Annotated in this window: 14 protein-coding genes; 5 read left to right on the plus strand and 9 right to left on the minus strand. The window is 53.3% G+C overall.

Annotated elements, in window-relative coordinates; translation table 11 throughout:
- The first annotated feature begins 41 nt into the window (after nucleotides 1–41).
- The 3 genes from ACIPUG_RS16470 (at nucleotide 42) to ACIPUG_RS16480 (ending at nucleotide 2914) form a co-directional block, all read left to right on the plus strand.
- Nucleotides 42–245, plus strand: a complete 204-nt coding sequence (locus ACIPUG_RS16470) for a YbdD/YjiX family protein (RefSeq protein WP_005976130.1) — start codon at nucleotides 42–44, stop codon at nucleotides 243–245.
- 16 nt (nucleotides 246–261) lie between these two features.
- Complete coding sequence (yjiA, locus tag ACIPUG_RS16475) at nucleotides 262–1248, plus strand: GTPase (protein WP_094370835.1); 987 nt, start codon at nucleotides 262–264, stop codon at nucleotides 1246–1248.
- A gap of 283 nt (nucleotides 1249–1531) precedes the next feature.
- Nucleotides 1532–2914: a glycoside hydrolase family 28 protein gene (locus ACIPUG_RS16480; RefSeq protein ID WP_039466799.1), complete on the plus strand. Its 1383-nt coding sequence runs from the start codon at nucleotides 1532–1534 to the stop codon at nucleotides 2912–2914.
- A 108-nt stretch (nucleotides 2915–3022) separates the two neighbouring features.
- Here ACIPUG_RS16480 and ybaK read toward each other — a convergent pair whose 3' ends face one another.
- The 3 genes from ybaK to copA all read right to left on the minus strand — a co-directional run bounded on the left by ybaK (nucleotide 3023) and on the right by copA (nucleotide 7288).
- Nucleotides 3023–3502, minus strand: coding sequence for a Cys-tRNA(Pro)/Cys-tRNA(Cys) deacylase YbaK (gene ybaK, locus ACIPUG_RS16485; RefSeq protein ID WP_014914564.1), 480 nt, complete (start codon nucleotides 3500–3502; stop codon nucleotides 3023–3025).
- A gap of 69 nt (nucleotides 3503–3571) precedes the next feature.
- Nucleotides 3572–4390 (minus strand): TraB/GumN family protein, encoded by an 819-nt coding sequence (locus ACIPUG_RS16490; RefSeq protein ID WP_205604587.1) that lies wholly within the window; start codon nucleotides 4388–4390, stop codon nucleotides 3572–3574.
- A 174-nt stretch (nucleotides 4391–4564) separates the two neighbouring features.
- Nucleotides 4565–7288 (minus strand): copper-exporting P-type ATPase CopA, encoded by a 2724-nt coding sequence (copA, locus tag ACIPUG_RS16495; protein ID WP_400339300.1) that lies wholly within the window; start codon nucleotides 7286–7288, stop codon nucleotides 4565–4567.
- A gap of 117 nt (nucleotides 7289–7405) precedes the next feature.
- On the opposite strand from copA, the gene cueR reads away from it, so the two are divergent.
- Entirely contained in the window at nucleotides 7406–7813 is a 408-nt protein-coding gene (gene cueR, locus ACIPUG_RS16500; RefSeq protein ID WP_010284076.1) for a Cu(I)-responsive transcriptional regulator, read from the plus strand.
- 36 nt (nucleotides 7814–7849) lie between these two features.
- On the opposite strand, the gene ACIPUG_RS16505 is transcribed toward cueR, so the two are convergent.
- The 6 genes from ACIPUG_RS16505 to ubiG form a co-directional block, all read right to left on the minus strand.
- Nucleotides 7850–8305, minus strand: coding sequence for an NfeD family protein (locus ACIPUG_RS16505; protein ID WP_014914568.1), 456 nt, complete (start codon nucleotides 8303–8305; stop codon nucleotides 7850–7852).
- Nucleotides 8305–9219 (minus strand): SPFH domain-containing protein, encoded by a 915-nt coding sequence (locus tag ACIPUG_RS16510; RefSeq protein WP_015839389.1) that lies wholly within the window; start codon nucleotides 9217–9219, stop codon nucleotides 8305–8307. The genes ACIPUG_RS16505 and ACIPUG_RS16510 overlap by 1 nt, the downstream gene beginning before the upstream one ends.
- Nucleotides 9220–9486: 267 nt before the next feature.
- Nucleotides 9487–9747, minus strand: coding sequence for a class I ribonucleotide reductase maintenance protein YfaE (gene yfaE / locus ACIPUG_RS16515; protein ID WP_010284079.1), 261 nt, complete (start codon nucleotides 9745–9747; stop codon nucleotides 9487–9489).
- Between the two features lie 3 nt (nucleotides 9748–9750).
- Complete coding sequence (gene nrdB, locus ACIPUG_RS16520; protein WP_010284080.1) at nucleotides 9751–10881, minus strand: class Ia ribonucleoside-diphosphate reductase subunit beta; 1131 nt, start codon at nucleotides 10879–10881, stop codon at nucleotides 9751–9753.
- Between the two features lie 122 nt (nucleotides 10882–11003).
- Complete coding sequence (gene nrdA, locus ACIPUG_RS16525; protein WP_039466786.1) at nucleotides 11004–13289, minus strand: class 1a ribonucleoside-diphosphate reductase subunit alpha; 2286 nt, start codon at nucleotides 13287–13289, stop codon at nucleotides 11004–11006.
- A gap of 349 nt (nucleotides 13290–13638) precedes the next feature.
- The gene (gene ubiG / locus ACIPUG_RS16530) at nucleotides 13639–14358 is read right to left on the minus strand and encodes a bifunctional 2-polyprenyl-6-hydroxyphenol methylase/3-demethylubiquinol 3-O-methyltransferase UbiG (RefSeq protein ID WP_203450158.1); all 720 of its coding nucleotides are present in this window, start codon (nucleotides 14356–14358) and stop codon (nucleotides 13639–13641) included.
- A gap of 285 nt (nucleotides 14359–14643) precedes the next feature.
- Between ubiG and gyrA the strand changes: the two genes are divergently transcribed.
- Nucleotides 14644–17283, plus strand: a complete 2640-nt coding sequence (gyrA, locus tag ACIPUG_RS16535; RefSeq protein WP_320700009.1) for a DNA topoisomerase (ATP-hydrolyzing) subunit A — start codon at nucleotides 14644–14646, stop codon at nucleotides 17281–17283.
- Nucleotides 17284–17342: the final 59 nt, after the last annotated feature.

Below are 17342 nucleotides of genomic sequence, written 5' to 3' on the forward strand. Positions count from 1 at the left end.
TTTATCTAGCCGCTATTGCAGGCGATAGTCTGGAGGTAATGATGTTTGGTAATCTGGGAAAAGCAGGAAAATATTTGGGCCAGGCGGCGCGTATGCTGGTCGGTATGCCAGATTATGATACCTATGTGCAGCATATGCAGACTAATCACCCCGATAAACCTGCGATGACGTACGAAGAATTCTTCCGCGAACGCCAGCAGGCGCGTTACGGTGGAGACGGCAAAGGCGGGATGCGCTGCTGTTAACGACTTGGAACCTGTTATGACTCAACCTTTATCCTCTGATGTGACTAAACCCGTGTATGTCACGATTCTGACCGGGTTTCTCGGTGCAGGAAAAACGACTTTATTGCGGCATATTCTGAATGCTGAGCACGGCTACAAGATTGCCGTGATTGAAAACGAATTCGGCGAAGTCCCGATTGATAATACGTTAATCGGCGAACGGGCCAGCCAGATTACGACGCTGAGCAATGGCTGTATCTGCTGCACGCAGTCTAATGAACTGGCCGATGCGCTGCTCGATCTGGTCGATGGCGTGGATAACGGTACGTTGGACTTTGATCACGTCATCATTGAATGTACCGGTATGGCCGACCCAGGGCCGGTGGCGCAGACCTTCTTCTCGCATGACGTTATCTGTGAACGCTTTGTGCTGGACGGGATTATTACGCTGGTGGATGCCGTACATGCGCAGCAACAGCTCGATCAGTTCACTATCGCCCAGTCGCAGATTGGCTATGCCGACCGCATACTGCTAACCAAAACCGACGTGGCAGCCGAAGACGAAACGCTGCTACCGCGTCTTCAGCGGATCAATGCGCGTGCACCGATCTACTCTGTGGTACATGGCGATATCGATCTGAGCGTGCTGTTTAACATCGACGGTTTTGTCCTCAGCGACAAGCTGGACGTGAAAACGCCGGTATTTCGCTTTGTTGCTCCTACGCAAAATAACGTGCAATCAATCGTTGTGTATCTCGATAAGGCGGTTGAGCTTCAGTCTGTTTCCGATGTGATGGAAAACCTGCTGCTGCAATTCTCCGATAATCTGCTGCGTTATAAAGGTATTCTGGCCATCAACAGTGATGACCGTCGCCTGCTGTTTCAGGGCGTTCAGCGCTTGTATAGCGCTGACTGGGACAGAGAATGGCAGCCTGATGAAGAAAGAAAGAGCGTGCTGGTGTTTATCGGTGTGGATTTACCTGAACAGGAAATCCGTGACGCTTTCGCTCGCCTGACGGCATAACGCCATTTATCTTCTCTGTGCTGGTCGTTCAGGCCAGCACGATTCCCCCTCGGTCCTGCTTTCTTCTGCCTCCCTTGCACTGCTTATGCGATGCACTACCTGACAAGGTCGGCTTCTGTCATACGTCAATTCTCTTGGTGTGAATAGGGCAATTGCACTAAAAAACTCCTACCTTATTGTAATTATTACGAATACATCTAAAACGTGATCGTCTCTCGCTTTTTAATGGAATAGGAGTGGTATTTTATTAAAACGATATTTCATTTTTTTAGTGAGGTTAAGTATGCGTAGTGGTCTTGCCCTGTCATTAATGGCTTCCTGCATCACGTTGGGTATTCAAGCGGGTACCGCACAAGCGGCCAGTTCAGTGAAATTTCCCGATAAAACCTGTGACGTAACGCAATACGGGGCCGAAGGCCACCGCCTACAGATCGCACTGAATACCCAGGCTTTTCAGAAAGCCATTGATGATTGTGCTGCGGCCGGCGGCGGAACGGTACACGTTCCTCGCGGTAACTATCTGGTCGATCCGCTGTTCCTGAAAAGTAACATCAGATTGGATCTGGCAAAAGATGCGACCATCGTTGCGTCGACCGAAGAAGCGGCGTATCGCGCGACGGAAAAAACCAAGTACGCTGAAGCGGAAAATGGCTGGCTTCCCTTTATCAGTATTGCCGATGCACAGAATGTGGCTATCACTGGGCAGGGCACGATTGATGGACAAGGTGCTGTCTGGTGGGAGCGCTGGCGCGAGAATATTCGTGCAACCGGTAAGAAAGGTGGCACCGATCGTCCACGTCTGATTTATATCAAAAGCTCTAGTAACGTGCTGGTGGACGGCGTTACGCTCACGCATTCCCCGAGTTTCCACGTTGTGATGCGTTACTCGCATGATGTGGATGTGAACGGTACCCGGATTTTGTCGCCGTGGCATGCACCAAATACCGATGCTATCGACCCGATTGACAGCCAGAATATCCGTATTACCAACAACTATATCGACTGTAATGATGACCACATCGCGATAAAAGCCGAGAAGCCGGATAGCCGCTTCCCGAATGGCGTCGTGGATAACATCTATATCGCCAACAATATCCTGAAGCAGGGGCGCGGCATCTCTATCGGCAGCGAAACCTCCGGTGGCGTGAATAACGTGCTGGTCGAAAATAACCAGTTCGAAGGTTCTATGTACGGTATTCGTATTAAAACCCATCGTGGTAAAGGCGGTGAAGTGAAAAACATCACTTACCGTAATACCAAAATGGTGGATGTCGAGATCCCGCTGGTCTTTGCCGCTTACTACAAAGCCGCGCCGATTGTGCAGGCGGAAGTAGATAAGATGCTGGCCGAAGGCGGCTTCACGATGGGTGAGCAGATTTACCCGCCAGATACCGATCCAGAGCAGCCGTTTGATCAGTACAAGACGCCGCATTTCAGCAATGTGACGATCGAGAATCTGGAGTCGACCGGTAAGACCAAGGCCGCCGCATACATTATCGGTGTACCAGAAGCGCCGCTCAGTGGTTTCCACTTTGATAACGTGCGCATTGATGCAGATAAAGGGATTCGCGTAAGGAATGCGGAACTGCAAACCAAAGGCCTGACGCTGAATGTGAAAGAAGGCCCGGTGATGCAGTTGGATAAAGGGGCGAAAGTCGATCAGTAATCGGTTATGAAGCGGTAGCAGGGGACACACTGGCCGTGGAGTCCTCTGCTATCTGCTTCGCTTTGATGCTACATCGCCTGGCTGATTATGTTCGTTTAATGGCGGGCATTAATCATGCTTGGCGATATCGGCAAAAGTGGCGCGCAGCAGGCGTGCCAGATCGTCAGCCGACAGCTCAATATCCAACCCACGTTTACCACCGGAAATGAAAATAGTACCGAACTGGCGCGCGGGTTCATCAATCACGGTCGGCAGCAGTTTCTTTTGCCCCAGCGGGCTGATTCCTCCTACCAGATAACCTGTTACGCGCTGAGCGATGATCGGATCGGCCATATCGGCTTTTTTAGCCGACAGCGCGCGAGCGACTTTTTTGAGATCCAGCATGCCGGCGACTGGCGTGACGGCCACGGCGAGATTTTTCGCATCACCATTCAGAGAAACGAGCAGCGTTTTATATACCTGTTCTTTATTCAGCCCCAGCTTTCTGGCCGCTTCTTCGCCAAAATTGGTTTCGTCGCTGTCGTGGTGGTAGCTGTGTAGCGTAAAGGCGACCTTGTTCTTTTCGAGCAGATTGACTGCGGGTGTCATGATTTCACTATCCTTAACCCTGTAGCGGGCTTTATCTTGCGGACGCGGCTACGCGCCATAATGTGTTTTTCATGGAATTGCGGTATGACCGTTTTTGAGCAGCGTGGGTAAATTCTCATCGCCATACAGATGCAGTGCACCTACGGCCACAACATAATTGCCGGGTGGCAACGCCTGAAGCTGCTGTTGCCAGCGGCGGTTACGCTGCCCCATCAGCAGGTCGGTCATTTCATTGCTGAACGTCGCGGGGATATCTGGCGTATATTTGCCGGGCCTGCTGTCTAACCACCAACCGACCATCGTTTGTAGCAAATGCGCGTTGGTGCGCCAGTGTTTAATCGTATCCTCTAGCAACAGCAGGCCGCCCTGCGGCAGTTGTTGTAATAAATCAACCTGCGTCTGCTGACCTTCCAGCTCGATAACCTGAATACCGTGAGATTTTGCGGCGTTGATTAACTGATAATCGATGCCGTAGTCGGGACGTAAGCCCAGCAGCTGCGCCTGTCTCGCTTGCAGCATCAGTGCGGCCTGCCAGGCCGGCAGCGTACTGATATTGCTCTCATCAAAAGAGAGCGACTCACAAATTTTTTGCAGTTGGTGGTAGTTTTCTGGGCTGAGGCGCTGCATGAGCGGCGGTTCTACGTCACTGTGTCCGAAGGGGGAATGTGAATCGGATATATCAGCTTCGACGATAAGTGCGGTCGCCTGCCGGAGCTGTTGCAGCAGCGTATCGGGCAGCGGTGCCATATCTTTGCTACCCATATGAATACTGCCAACCAGATGCAGCTGCCGTTCATTGGCAAGTTGAACGTCTATCGCCGGATAGGCATAAGCCAGCGGTGAGATAAAGCCAAGAAAAGTCGCGATTCTACGCAGCAGTTGCCCCATTGATTCCGTCTCCTGATGTGGAATAACTATGCTAAACGCTAGACGCGGAACAATACAAGGTATACCGAAGCTGGATTGAGCGCGGTGGAATTGGTCTGATTGCAGCGGTAAAAATCGTGACGATATTTGGCATAATGAAAACGCGGCACGTTGTTGAGACGTGCCGCGTTTTCATTACTGACGTTTAGGTTTAAAACGCAGCAGGCGATTGGCGTTGCTGACCACCGTGATGGAGGAGAGCGCCATCGCGGCACCGGCTACCACTGGGCTGAGTAGCGTTCCAGTCAGCGGATAGAGTACGCCCGCGGCAATTGGAATCCCCAGCGAGTTATAGATAAACGCGCCCAGCAGGTTTTGCTTCATATTGCGTAGCGTGGCATTGGAGAGCGCCAGCGCATCGGCAACACCGTGCAGGCTATGGCGCATCAGCGTGATGGCGGCGGTTTCAATCGCGATATCGCTGCCGCCGCCCATTGCGATGCCGACATCGGCCTGCGCCAGTGCCGGAGCATCGTTGATGCCGTCGCCAATCATCGCCACACGTTTGCCCTGAGCCTGTAGCTTTTTGATGGCTTCCGCTTTGCCGTCTGGTAGCACCCCAGCGATCACCTGATCGATACCCGCGTCTTTCGCGATGCTCTTCGCCGTGAGCGGGTTATCCCCCGTTAGCATGACGAGCTGGTAGCCCTGCTGGTGGAGGCGCTTTAAGGCGCTGACGCTATCCGCTCGCAGCGGATCGTGGATAGATAACACCGCAATGATGTGACCATTCGCCGCAAGCAGTACCGGCGTGATGCCGTGCTGAGCCTGTTCATTGATCAGCGCTTCGCCTGCGGTGATATCGACCTGATGCTGTTTGAGCAGGGCTGGATTCCCCAACAGCAGGTCGGCGTCGCCGATCTTGCCGCTGACGCCGAGGCCGCGCAGCGTACGGAACTGTTCGGCTTGCGTGAGCGTCAAATTCTCTGCGCGTTCAAGAATCGCTTTTGCCAGTGGGTGATTCGAGCCTTGTTCCAGCGAAGCCGCCCAGGCCAGCGCCTGTGCTTCCGTTACGTCATCGAAAGTATGAACTGCCACGACGCGAGGCTGTCCTTCGGTTAGCGTACCGGTTTTGTCAAACACCAGCACATCCAGCTTGCTGGCCTGCTGCAAGGCATCGGCATCACGCACCAGCACGCCAAACTCTGCTGCCCGCCCGACGCCGGAAATAATCGACATCGGCGTTGCCAGCCCAAGCGCACAAGGGCAGGCAATGATCAGAACGGTCGTGACGATAATGAGCGTGTAGACAATCTGCGGCTGTGGCCCCACGAAGAACCAGATCGCGCCGCTGAGAAGCGCGATAGCCACGACGACGGGAACAAACACGGCAGAAATACGATCCGCTAGCTGGCCGATAGCGGGTTTGCTGCTTTGCGCCTGCCTGACCAGTCGGATGATTCGCGATAGGGTCGTTTGGTTGCCGATCGCGTCTGCCCGGAAGAGCACGCTGCCGTCGGAAACCAGCGTGCCGGCGTGAACGGTATCGCCGGACGTTTTGGATTGTGGGATCGGTTCCCCGGTCAGCATGGCTTCATCTACCCACACTTCACCTTGCAAAATCTCACCGTCGACAGGAATACGATCGCCGGTTGTCAGGCGCAGCGTCATGCCGGACTGCACGTCGGACAGCGGAATGGATTTCTCACCTTCCGGCGTCACGACGCGGGCGGTGGGGGGCGTCAGATCCAGCAGCCGTTCCAGCGCACGAGAAGATCGCTGACGAGCGCGTTGTTCCAGCGCATGACCGAGGTTGATTAAACCGATGATCATCGCGCTGGCTTCATAATAAAGGTGACGCGCCGCCATCGGGAAAAGATCCGGCCACAGGTTAACGGTAATAGAGTAAAGCCAGGCGGCACCCGTTCCCAGCGCGACCAGCGTATCCATGGTAGCCGTGCCATTTTTCAGGCTGCGCCAGGCGTTACGGTAAAAATGACTGCCAGCGAACACCATCACCGCCAGTGTCAAAATACCGATGACCAGCCACGGCGTTTGGCTTTCTGGCGTCAGACTCATGCTGCCGCCCAGCACGCCCCACAGCATCAGCGGTACACCGAGCAGTAACCCCAGTGCGGCCTGCCATTGGAAACGGCGAATAGCCTGCTGAGCCGTTTGCTGCTGGCGCGCGCGGCGTTCTTCTTCGTCCTGAATAATTTCCGCGCCATAACCTGCTTGCTCAACGGCAGCAATCAGCGCTTCCGGCTCGGCATGGCCGCTGACCAACGCACTGCGTTCGGCCAGATTGACGCGTGCCTGCGTGACGCCGCTGACGTTTTGCAGTGCTGTCTGTACACGGTTTACGCAACTGGCGCAGCTCATCCCCTGAAGCAGGAGCTGCACGCTGTCGTCATCGCGGGTGGCGTGTATTGTCGTTGCCGGAAGAGTACTCTCGGCCGCTGGCAGCGCTTCCGGCGTCGTCGCTACCTGTGCCAGCGGCTCAGTTTTTGGGTGAGCGTTCTCCTGCACGCTGGCGTGATAGCCGGCTTCTTCAATCGCGCTAATCAGTACCGTGGTCTCAACATTGCCATAAACGGCAGCCTGCTCTGTAGTGACATCCGTCGCCACAACGCCGGGAATGGCTTCCAGCACTTTACGCGTGGCGGCGACGCAGTGGTTGCAGCTCAGGCCGGAAAGCTGGAGAGAAACATCCGGCGTGGTAGCAAGCTGTGCTTCGTAGCCAGCCTGCTCAATGGTGTCGATCAACGTCTGCGAATCAATGTCGCCGCTGACGCTGGCGTACTGTTGGGTGACGTCGGTTTGTTCGACCGCAGGCAGCGCATCCAGTGCTTTTTTAACACGCTGGACACAGTGTCCGCAGGTCAGTCCCTGCAATGACAACAAGACAGTTTGTGACATAGTAATTTTTCTCCCGTGATCACAGCCGGCGGCGAAAGACATTGACCGGCCATCTGATTTCTACTAGTTATTGGGTAAGGTAAACCTTCTAGCAAGGGGAGGGTCAAGGGGGAAATCATGAATATCAGTGATGTTGCGAAAAAAACCGGTCTTAGCAGTAAAACCATTCGCTTCTATGAAGAGAAAGAACTTCTGACTACGCCGCTGCGTTCTGAAAATGGTTACCGCAGCTACGATGATCATCACGTCGAAGAGCTGACGCTGCTGCGTCAGGCGCGTCAGGTTGGTTTTAATCTGGATGAATGCCGAGAGCTGGTTACGTTATTTAACGATCCGCTGCGGCGAAGTGCGGATGTCAAAGCGAGAACCTTGCAGAAAGTGCAGGAAATAGAGATGCATATCGAAGAGCTGAAAACGATGCGTGAACATCTGCTGGCGCTGGCCGAACAGTGTCCGGGGGATGGGGGAGCAGACTGTCCGATAATCAATAATCTGGCGGGCTGTTGTCAAAAGAGAAAAGAGTGATAAAGGGGAGACAGGCTCCCCCAATAATGCGTTATGTTAGCGCTCAACCGGTCGCACATGCAGCGTGATACCATCAATGGCAATCACTTCAACATGCGTACCGACGGGCAGATCCTGTTCTGATTTCACGCGCCAGCTGCTGTCACCGATGTTTACCCGGCCGAAACCGTTGATAACTGGATCGGTCAGCGTAGCGCGCAGGCCAATCAACTGCTGCCCGCGCTGGTTGAGTGTCGATTGCGGGCGCGACAGCGTCCGTTTGCGCAGCCAATACCACCAGAGCAGTGCCGTAACGATCGTCAGAATGGCAAAAATCGTTCCCTGCCATGGCCAGCCCATCGGCATGACCCACGTCAGTAGCCCGACCAATACCGCCGATAAACCGCTCCACAGCAAATAGCCACTGGCGCCCAGCATTTCGGCGGCTAACAGCAGGCCGCCGAGCGACAGCCAGAACCAGTGTGCATTTTCCATCACCAGTTCAATGCCCATTATTTACCTCGGCTTTCTTTGCTGTCTTTAACCAGTTCTGCAATCCCGCCGATGGCGCCCATTAAATTGCTGGCTTCCAGCGGCATCATGATGACTTTGCTGTTATTGGAAGAACCAATCTGTTGCAGCGCGTCGGTATATTTCTGGGCGATGAAGTAGTTCACTGCCTGAATGTCGCCTGCTGCGATGGCTTCGGACACCATTTTGGTCGCTTGTGCTTCCGCTTCCGCCGCACGCTCACGCGCTTCGGCCTCCAGGAACGCGGACTGACGCAAGCCTTCTGCCTTCAGGATCTGCGACTGTTTTTCCCCTTCGGCTTTCAGGATCGCGGCCTGACGTACCCCTTCGGCTTCCAGAATATCGGCACGTTTGTTACGTTCCGCTTTCATCTGCGCGTTCATCGCGGCAATCAGCTCTGTCGGCGGACGGACGTCGCGGATCTCAATACGCGTGATTTTAATGCCCCACGGGTTAGTCGCTTCGTCCACGATGTGCAGCAGGCGAGTATTAATGCTATCGCGCTGAGACAGCATTTCGTCCAGCTCCATAGAACCCAGAACGGTACGGATGTTGGTCATCGTCAGGTTGACGATAGCCTGTTCCAGATTGCTGACTTCATAGGCGGCACGCGCCGGATCGATAACCTGAATAAAGCACACGGCGTCGATAGTGACGTTGGCGTTATCTTTTGAAATGATTTCCTGTGAGGGAATATCCAGCACCTGTTCCATCATATTAATTTTGCGGCCGACGCGATCCATAAATGGCACGACCAGATTCAGCCCCGGCATCAGCGTTTTGGTATAGCGACCAAACCGTTCCACAGTCCATTGATATCCCTGAGGTACAATTTTGATGCCTGACCAGACGATGATGAGCGCAACAAAAATCAAAATAGGAATGACGGTGAGCATGTTTTAAAACCTCCAGGTTGTTTTATCCCCGTCATACTTCAAGCTGCATGTGCGTTGGATTCCCTTACTCACCCCAGTCACTTACTTGATGTAAGTTCCTGGGGGTTCGCTCGGTCTCCGCCTTCCTGCAACTCGAATTATTTAGGGTATATATCAGTCAAAAGACGATTTCAGCGGATAGTGTAACTCACTTGAGTATGAAAGCGGGCAGGAAATACGCCCGCCAGCGCGAGCGATAGGGAGATTAGCCTATGGGGAAGAACGGGGCTAAATATCGAGTTCGATGTCGCCCTGCGGCATACAGCAGCAGGGGAGGATTTCATCCTGTTGGATGCAGGCCAGCGGGGTTTGGCGATACGCTACTCTGCCTTTTACCAGACGCAGCCGACAGGAACCGCAATAACCGGAGCGGCACTGATATTCAATGCTGACGCGGTTAGATTCCAGCACATCCAGCAGGGAAGGGCCGTCGTCTGAACAGGAAAACTGCGCACCGGATGTGCGCAGCGTGATCGTTGGATTGCTCATCGATTACAGCTGGAAATCGCTCAGATCGTCGTCGCTGATTTCTGAATCGATCTGACCGACCAGATAGGAACTGACTTCAACTTCCTGTGGCGCGACCTGTACGTTATCAGACACCAACCAGGCGTTGATCCATGGGATTGGGTTGGTGCGCGTCTGGAACGGCAGCGGTAGCCCAACCGCCTGCATGCGGATGTTGGTGATGTATTCCACGTACTGGCACAGAATATCTTTGTTCAGACCAATCATCGAGCCGTCGCGGAACAGGTATTCAGCCCACTCTTTTTCTTGCTGAGCAGCAAGCACGAACAGGTCATAACACTCTTGCTGACACTCTTCGGCAATCTGCGCCATTTCTGGGTCGTCATGGCCGGAACGCATCAGGTTCAGCATGTGCTGCGTGCCGGTCAGGTGCAGCGCTTCATCACGGGCAATCAGCTTGATGATTTTGGCGTTGCCTTCCATCAGTTCGCGTTCTGCAAAAGCGAAGGAACAGGCAAAGCTGACGTAGAAGCGAATCGCTTCCAGCGCGTTCACGCTCATCAGACAGATATACAGCTGCTTTTTCAGCGTATGCAGATTCACGGTCACGGTCTTGCCATTAACCTGATGTGTCCCTTCACCCAGCAGATGGTAGTAGCTGGTCATCTCAATCAGCGAGTCGTAGTAACCGGAGATATCCTTGGCACGTTTCAGAATCTCTTCGTTCGTTACGATATCGTCAAACACCAGCGACGGATCGTTCACGATATTACGAATGATATGCGTGTAGGAGCGTGAGTGAATGGTTTCCGAGAACGCCCAGGTTTCCACCCAGGTTTCCAGCTCAGGGATAGAAATCAGCGGCAGCAGCGCCACGTTCGGGCTACGTCCCTGAATGGAATCCAGCAGCGTTTGGTATTTCAGGTTGCTGATGAAGATATGCTTTTCATGATCGGGCAGCGCCTGATAGTCGATGCGATCGCGGGACACGTCGACTTCTTCCGGACGCCAGAAGAAGGACAGCTGCTTTTCGATCAGCTTTTCGAAAATTTCATACTTTTGCTGATCGAAACGCGCGACGTTAACTGATTGACCGAAGAACATCGGTTCGAGCAATTGGTCATTTTTGTTCTGTGAAAAAGTGCTATAGGCCATGAGTCTCTCCAAAAAAATGCCGTGAGCATTTTTTAACGCCGCTTGTGAAGGCCCATAAGGGACGGGCAGCGACGCCTGCTATAAAAGATGAAAGGCTGCATCGGCAGCCTTTCATTATTGGCTTAAATCTTACACGCGCCGCCTTCGCAGCCGTCGTCCTGTGGTTCTGCTAACAGGTCGTCTTGTGCGTCTTCAGCGCCGTCACGGGTGTTTTGGTAATACAGCGTTTTAACACCGAATTTGTAGGCCGTGACCAGATCTTTCAGCAGCTGTTTCATCGGTACTCGACCTGATGGGAAACGTGACGGATCGTAATTGGTGTTAGAGGAGATCGCCTGATCGACAAACTTCTGCATCAGACCCACCAGTTGCAGATAGCCGTCGTTATTTGGCATATCCCACAGCAGTTCGTAAGCATCTTTCAGCGTTTCGTACTCTGGCACAACCTGGCGCAGAATGCCGTCTTTGGATGCTTTGACGCTGATATGGCCGCGCGGTGGTTCAATACCGTTGGTGGCGTTGGAGATCTGAGATGACGTCTCAGACGGCATCAGCGCAGACAGCGTGGAGTTACGCAGACCGTACGCTTTGATGTCGTTACGCAGCGCTTCCCAGTCGAGATGCAGCGGTTCGTTACAGATCGCATCCAGATCGCGCTTATAGGTATCGATAGGCAGAATACCCTGCGAATAGGTGGTTTCATTGAACCACGGGCAAGCACCTTGTTCGCGTGCCAGCACATTCGACGCCTTCAACAGATAGTATTGAATCGCTTCAAACGTTTTGTGTGTCAGGCCGTTGGCGCTGCCGTCGGAGTAACGCACGCCATTTTTCGCCAGATAGTACGCGAAGTTGATCACGCCAATACCCAGCGTGCGGCGACCCATCGCACCACGCTCTGCCGCGGTAATCGGGTAATCCTGATAGTCCAGCAAAGCATCCAACGCGCGTACGGCCAGCGTCGCCAGCTCTTCCAGATCGTCTAAGCTGTTGATGGCACCGAGGTTGAAAGCCGACAGCGTACACAGCGCGATTTCACCGTTTTCATCATTCACGTCGTTCAGTGGCTTGGTCGGCAGTGCGATTTCCAGACACAGGTTGGACTGGCGAACGGGCGCAATTTGCGGATCGAACGGGCTGTGCGTGTTGCAGTGGTCAACGTTCTGAATATAGATGCGACCCGTAGAAGCACGTTCCTGCATCATCAGAGAGAACAGTTCGACCGCTTTGATGCGCTGTTTGCGGATGCTGTCATCCTGCTCATATTGCACATACAGACGCTCGAATTCATCCTGATCGGCGAAGAAGGCATCGTACAGTCCGGGTACGTCAGACGGGCTGAACAGCGTGATGTCTTCACCTTTTACCAGACGTTGATACATCAGTTTGTTCAACTGCACGCCGTAGTCGAGGTGACGAACGCGGTTGCCTTCTACGCCACGGTTGTTTTTCAGCACCAGCAGGCTTTCCACTTCCAGATGCCACAGCGGATAGAACAGCGTGGCAGCCCCGCCGCGTACGCCGCCCTGAGAGCAGGATTTCACTGCCGTCTGGAAGTGTTTATAGAAAGGAATACAGCCAGTGTGGAAGGCTTCACCGCCGCGAATTGGGCTGCCGAGTGCACGGATGCGGCCCGCGTTGATGCCGATACCTGCACGCTGGGAAACGTATTTTACGATCGCGCTGGAGGTCGCGTTGATGGAATCCAGGCTGTCGCCGCATTCGATCAGGACGCAGGAGCTGAACTGACGCGTTGGCGTACGCACGCCCGCCATGATTGGCGTCGGCAGAGAAATTTTGAACGTAGAGATCGCGTCATAAAAACGTTTAACGTAATCCAGACGCGTCTCGCGTGGGTAGCCGGAGAACAGGCAGGCGGCGACCAGAATGTACAGGAACTGGGCGCTTTCGTAGATATCACCGGTGACGCGGTTTTGTACCAGGTATTTCCCTTCCAGCTGTTTCACCGCCGCATAGGAGAAATTCATGTCACGCCAGTGATCGATGAAAGCATCCATCTGGGCGAATTCTTCCGGGCTGTAGTCTTCCAGCAGGTGTTTGTCGTACTTGCCCAGTTCTACCATTTTGGTGACGTGAGTCAGCAGAGCTGGCGGCTCAAACTGGCCGTAGGCTTTCTTACGCAGATGGAAGATAGCCAGACGCGCAGCCAGATATTGATAATCCGGGCTTTCGCGCGAGATCAGATCGGCTGCGGCCTTAATGATGGTTTCATGGATATCAGAGGTTTTGATGCTGTCATAAAACTGAATGTGAGAACGCAGTTCCACCTGAGAAACGGAGACATTGTGTAAACCTTCTGCGGCCCAAGTAATGACGCGGTGGATTTTATCCAAATTGATCTTTTCTTTACTGCCATCGCGTTTGGTAACGAGCAAGCTCTGGTTCATGTTGGGATTTACCTGTTGGTGAAAATAAAAAATATCCCCTGTTTATTCACAGAAATGCCTCTGTGACTAACTCTGTGGATAAATACTAGATATAGATATTTTTTAATAAATGGCTACTACATGGTGAGTATTCTAGTCTGGATTCGTTTGAGTACAAGGCTTGATTTTGGTGTTAATTTCAGGTTGCCGAACCGTTGGTTTCTCGAAATCCTGATTTTGTAAGGGCTAAGAGGATGTCAATATTCTGTAAAAAAAATAAGTCGTGGTCATTTTGTTGGTTTTTCAGGTAAAACCTGGAAAATTGCGCGGTGAAAAACCACGCAACTTTTAAGAGTATTCTTAATCGGTTCTATTTATCGTGGCGAGTGTGCAGCATGTAGTTCACGTCCACGTTTGGACCTAGCTTAAAATGGTCCGTCAGCGGGTTGTAGTGCAGCCCGGTGATATGTTTTTCACGCAGTGGTGTACTGTCAACCCAGTGCATCAGTTCTGCTGGTCGAATGAACTTCTTAATGTCGTGCGTGCCACGCGGCACCATTTTTAGCACGTACTCAGCACCGATAACGGCCATCATCCACGCTTTCGCATTGCGGTTGATGGTGGAGAAAAAGACGTGCCCACCTGGCTTGACCAGCTTAGCGCAGGCCTGCACCACGGATTGCGGGTCAGGCACGTGCTCCAGCATTTCCATGCAGGTGACGACATCGTAGAGGCCCGGATGCGCGTGTGCATGCGCTTCTACCGTTTCCTGCACGTAATCGACGGCGACACCGCTTTCCAGGGCATGTAAACGCGCGACCTGCAACGGTTCTGCGCCCATATCGAGCCCGGTGACGTCCGCGCCTTCACGCGCCATGCTTTCGGCCAAAATGCCGCCGCCGCAGCCGACATCCAGCACTTTCTTGCCAAACAGGCCTTCCGCGTGCTGTGAAATATAGCCCAGACGCAGCGGGTTAATGCGGTGCAAGGGTTTGAATTCACCGTCTAAATCCCACCAGCGTGAAGCGATAGCCTCAAATTTGGCAATCTCCTGATGGTCAACGTTCGGAGTTTGATTTTCTACATTCATGTGTCATCACTGCCTTTCGTCATCTTTATACTGCCGCGAGTATACTCTCTTCGCGCTGCAACGTGCAGCGGTGTCGCTTTTCTCCGCGGGATACTTTTCTCTAGCAAGGTGCTTTTCTCTGCAAGGTAACGTTCATTGGGAAAACCGTCTGTTCAGAGCGGAAGGGAGTTTCCCCCGAAACGGCGCTTTGTGATATAATTTTTCACCTTTTGAACAGTTCACCTTATCTGAACGGTTCACTTTTCTGAACACGGGTAGATGCCTAAATAGAGGGATAGCGGCTCCATGAGCGACCTTGCCAGAGAAATCACACCGGTCAACATTGAAGAAGAGCTGAAAAGCTCGTATCTGGATTATGCGATGTCCGTTATTGTCGGGCGTGCATTACCAGATGTTCGTGATGGACTTAAACCGGTACACCGCCGCGTACTGTATGCGATGAGCGTACTGGGCAACGATTGGAACAAACCGTATAAAAAATCCGCCCGTGTCGTCGGGGATGTCATCGGTAAATACCACCCACACGGCGACTCTGCCGTTTATGAAACCATCGTGCGTATGGCGCAGCCTTTCTCACTGCGCTACATGCTGGTTGATGGTCAGGGCAACTTCGGTTCGATTGACGGCGACTCCGCAGCGGCAATGCGTTATACCGAAATTCGCATGTCGAAAATTGCTCATGAACTGCTGGCCGATCTCGAAAAAGAGACGGTCGATTTTGTGCCGAACTATGACGGCACCGAGCAGATTCCTGACGTCATGCCAACGCGTATTCCCAACCTGCTGGTTAACGGTTCTTCCGGTATCGCCGTCGGGATGGCAACGAACATTCCACCGCACAACCTGACGGAAGTTGTGAATGGCTGTCTGGCATATATCGACGATGAAAACATTACCCTTGAAGGGTTGATGGAACACATCAAAGGCCCAGATTTCCCAACGGCGGCGATCATCAATGGCCGACGCGGCATTGAAGAAGCCTATCGCACCGGGCGCGGTAAAATTTATATCCGTGCGCGTGCTGAAGTGGAAGCGGACGCGAAAACCGGACGTGAAACCATCATCGTGCATGAAATTCCGTATCAGGTGAACAAAGCGCGCCTGATCGAGAAAATTGCCGAGCTGGTCAAAGATAAGCGTATTGAAGGCATTAGCGCACTGCGTGACGAATCCGATAAAGACGGTATGCGTATCGTCATCGAGATTAAGCGTGACGCCGTGGGCGAAGTGGTCCTGAATAATCTGTATTCCCAGACGCAGCTTCAGACGTCATTCGGCATCAACATGGTCGCTCTGCATCAGGGCCAGCCGAAGATCATGCCGCTGAAAGACATTCTGGTTGCGTTTGTGCGCCACCGCCGCGAAGTGGTGACGCGTCGTACCATTTTTGAACTGCGTAAAGCCCGTGACCGCGCCCATATCCTGGAAGGTCTGGCGATTGCGCTGGCGAATATTGATCCGATTATCGAACTGATTCGCCGTGCGCCGTCACCTGCTGAAGCGAAAGCCTCACTGATCGCACAAGCGTGGGAACTGGGCAGCGTGGCTGCGATGCTGGAACGTGCGGGCGATGATGCCGCGCGTCCTGAGTGGCTGGAGCCAGAGTTCGGCATCCGTGACGGTCGCTACTACCTGACGGAACAGCAGGCGCAGGCGATTCTGGATCTGCGTTTGCAGAAACTGACCGGCATGGAGCACGAGAAGCTGCTGGATGAGTATAAAGACCTGCTGGCGGAGATCGCCGAGCTGCTTTATATCCTCAATAGCCCTGAGCGCCTGATGGAAGTGATCCGTGAAGAGCTGGAAGCGATCAAAACGCAGTACAGCGACGAGCGTCGCACGGAAATCACGGCGAACACCGCTGACATCAACATCGAAGACCTGATCAACCAGGAAGATGTTGTCGTCACGCTGTCTCACCAGGGTTACGTGAAGTATCAGCCGCTGAGCGATTACGAAGCACAGCGCCGTGGTGGCAAAGGTAAGTCTGCCGCACGTATAAAAGAAGAAGACTTCATCGATCGTCTGTTGGTGGCGAACACCCACGATACGATTCTGTGCTTCTCCAGCCGTGGCCGTCTGTACTGGATGAAGGTGTATCAACTGCCGGAAGCCAGCCGCGGTGCGCGCGGTCGTCCGATCGTCAACCTGCTGCCGCTTGAGGCCGATGAGCGTATCACCGCGATTCTGCCGGTGCGTGAATACGAAGAAGGCCGCCATATCTTCATGGCAACCGCGAGCGGTACCGTGAAGAAAACGGCGCTGACGGAATTCAGCCGTCCACGTAGTGCGGGGATCATCGCGGTTAACCTGAATGAAGGTGACGAGCTGATCGGCGTTGACCTGACCGACGGTAGCGATGAAGCGATGCTGTTCTCTGCGGAAGGTAAAGTGGTTCGCTTCTCCGAGCAGGCGGTGCGTTCCATGGGCCGTACGGCAACAGGTGTCCGTGGTATCAATCTGCAAGGCGAAGATCGCGTCGTTTCTCTGATCATTCCTCGCGGCGAAGGCGATATCCTGACCGTCACGCAAAATGGCTTTGGTAAGCGTACTGCTGTGAGCGAGTACCCGACCAAGTCGCGTGCGACGAAAGGGGTTATCTCTATCAAAGTCAGCGAACGTAACGGTAAAGTGGTTGGCGCGGTTCAGGTTGATGCTGCAGACCAGATCATGATGATCACCGATGCGGGAACGCTGGTGCGGACGCGCGTGTCTGAAGTCAGTATTGTTGGCCGTAACACGCAGGGTGTTACGCTGATTCGTACGGCGGAAGACGAACATGTTGTCGGCCTGCAACGCGTTGCCGAGCCGGTAGAAGATGAAGAGCTGGATGGCGTGGTAAAAGTTGAAGGCGAAGTTGCCGAAGACGATGATGCTATCGACGACATTGATGGCGATGATGATATCGCTGAAGATGACGAATAAGCCTTTTCATTAAACCGGAATGAGTAGAGTAAGCCAGCGCGATGCGCTGGCTTTTTTTA

Origin of the sequence: Pectobacterium sp. CHL-2024, assembly GCF_044751765.1 — a bacterium.
GTDB classification, from domain to species: Bacteria; Pseudomonadota; Gammaproteobacteria; order Enterobacterales; family Enterobacteriaceae; genus Pectobacterium; species Pectobacterium brasiliense.

Bases quoted from the DNA above. Each gene is read 5' to 3' on its own strand.
- ACIPUG_RS16470 (WP_005976130.1), top strand. From the start codon at position 42: ATGTTTGGTAATCTGGGAAAAGCAGGAAAATATTTGGGCCAGGCGGCG.
- yjiA (WP_094370835.1), top strand. From the start codon at position 262: ATGACTCAACCTTTATCCTCTGATGTGACTAAACCCGTGTATGTCACG.
- ACIPUG_RS16510 (WP_015839389.1), bottom strand. From the start codon at position 9,219: ATGCTCACCGTCATTCCTATTTTGATTTTTGTTGCGCTCATCATCGTC.
- gyrA (WP_320700009.1), top strand. From the start codon at position 14,644: ATGAGCGACCTTGCCAGAGAAATCACACCGGTCAACATTGAAGAAGAG.
- ACIPUG_RS16480 (WP_039466799.1), top strand. From the start codon at position 1,532: ATGCGTAGTGGTCTTGCCCTGTCATTAATGGCTTCCTGCATCACGTTG.
- ubiG (WP_203450158.1), bottom strand. From the start codon at position 14,358: ATGAATGTAGAAAATCAAACTCCGAACGTTGACCATCAGGAGATTGCC.
- ybaK (WP_014914564.1), bottom strand. From the start codon at position 3,502: ATGACACCCGCAGTCAATCTGCTCGAAAAGAACAAGGTCGCCTTTACG.
- nrdA (WP_039466786.1), bottom strand. From the start codon at position 13,289: ATGAACCAGAGCTTGCTCGTTACCAAACGCGATGGCAGTAAAGAAAAG.
- cueR (WP_010284076.1), top strand. From the start codon at position 7,406: ATGAATATCAGTGATGTTGCGAAAAAAACCGGTCTTAGCAGTAAAACC.
- ACIPUG_RS16490 (WP_205604587.1), bottom strand. From the start codon at position 4,390: ATGGGGCAACTGCTGCGTAGAATCGCGACTTTTCTTGGCTTTATCTCA.
- nrdB (WP_010284080.1), bottom strand. From the start codon at position 10,881: ATGGCCTATAGCACTTTTTCACAGAACAAAAATGACCAATTGCTCGAA.
- ACIPUG_RS16505 (WP_014914568.1), bottom strand. From the start codon at position 8,305: ATGGGCATTGAACTGGTGATGGAAAATGCACACTGGTTCTGGCTGTCG.
- copA (WP_400339300.1), bottom strand. From the start codon at position 7,288: ATGTCACAAACTGTCTTGTTGTCATTGCAGGGACTGACCTGCGGACAC.
- yfaE (WP_010284079.1), bottom strand. From the start codon at position 9,747: ATGAGCAATCCAACGATCACGCTGCGCACATCCGGTGCGCAGTTTTCC.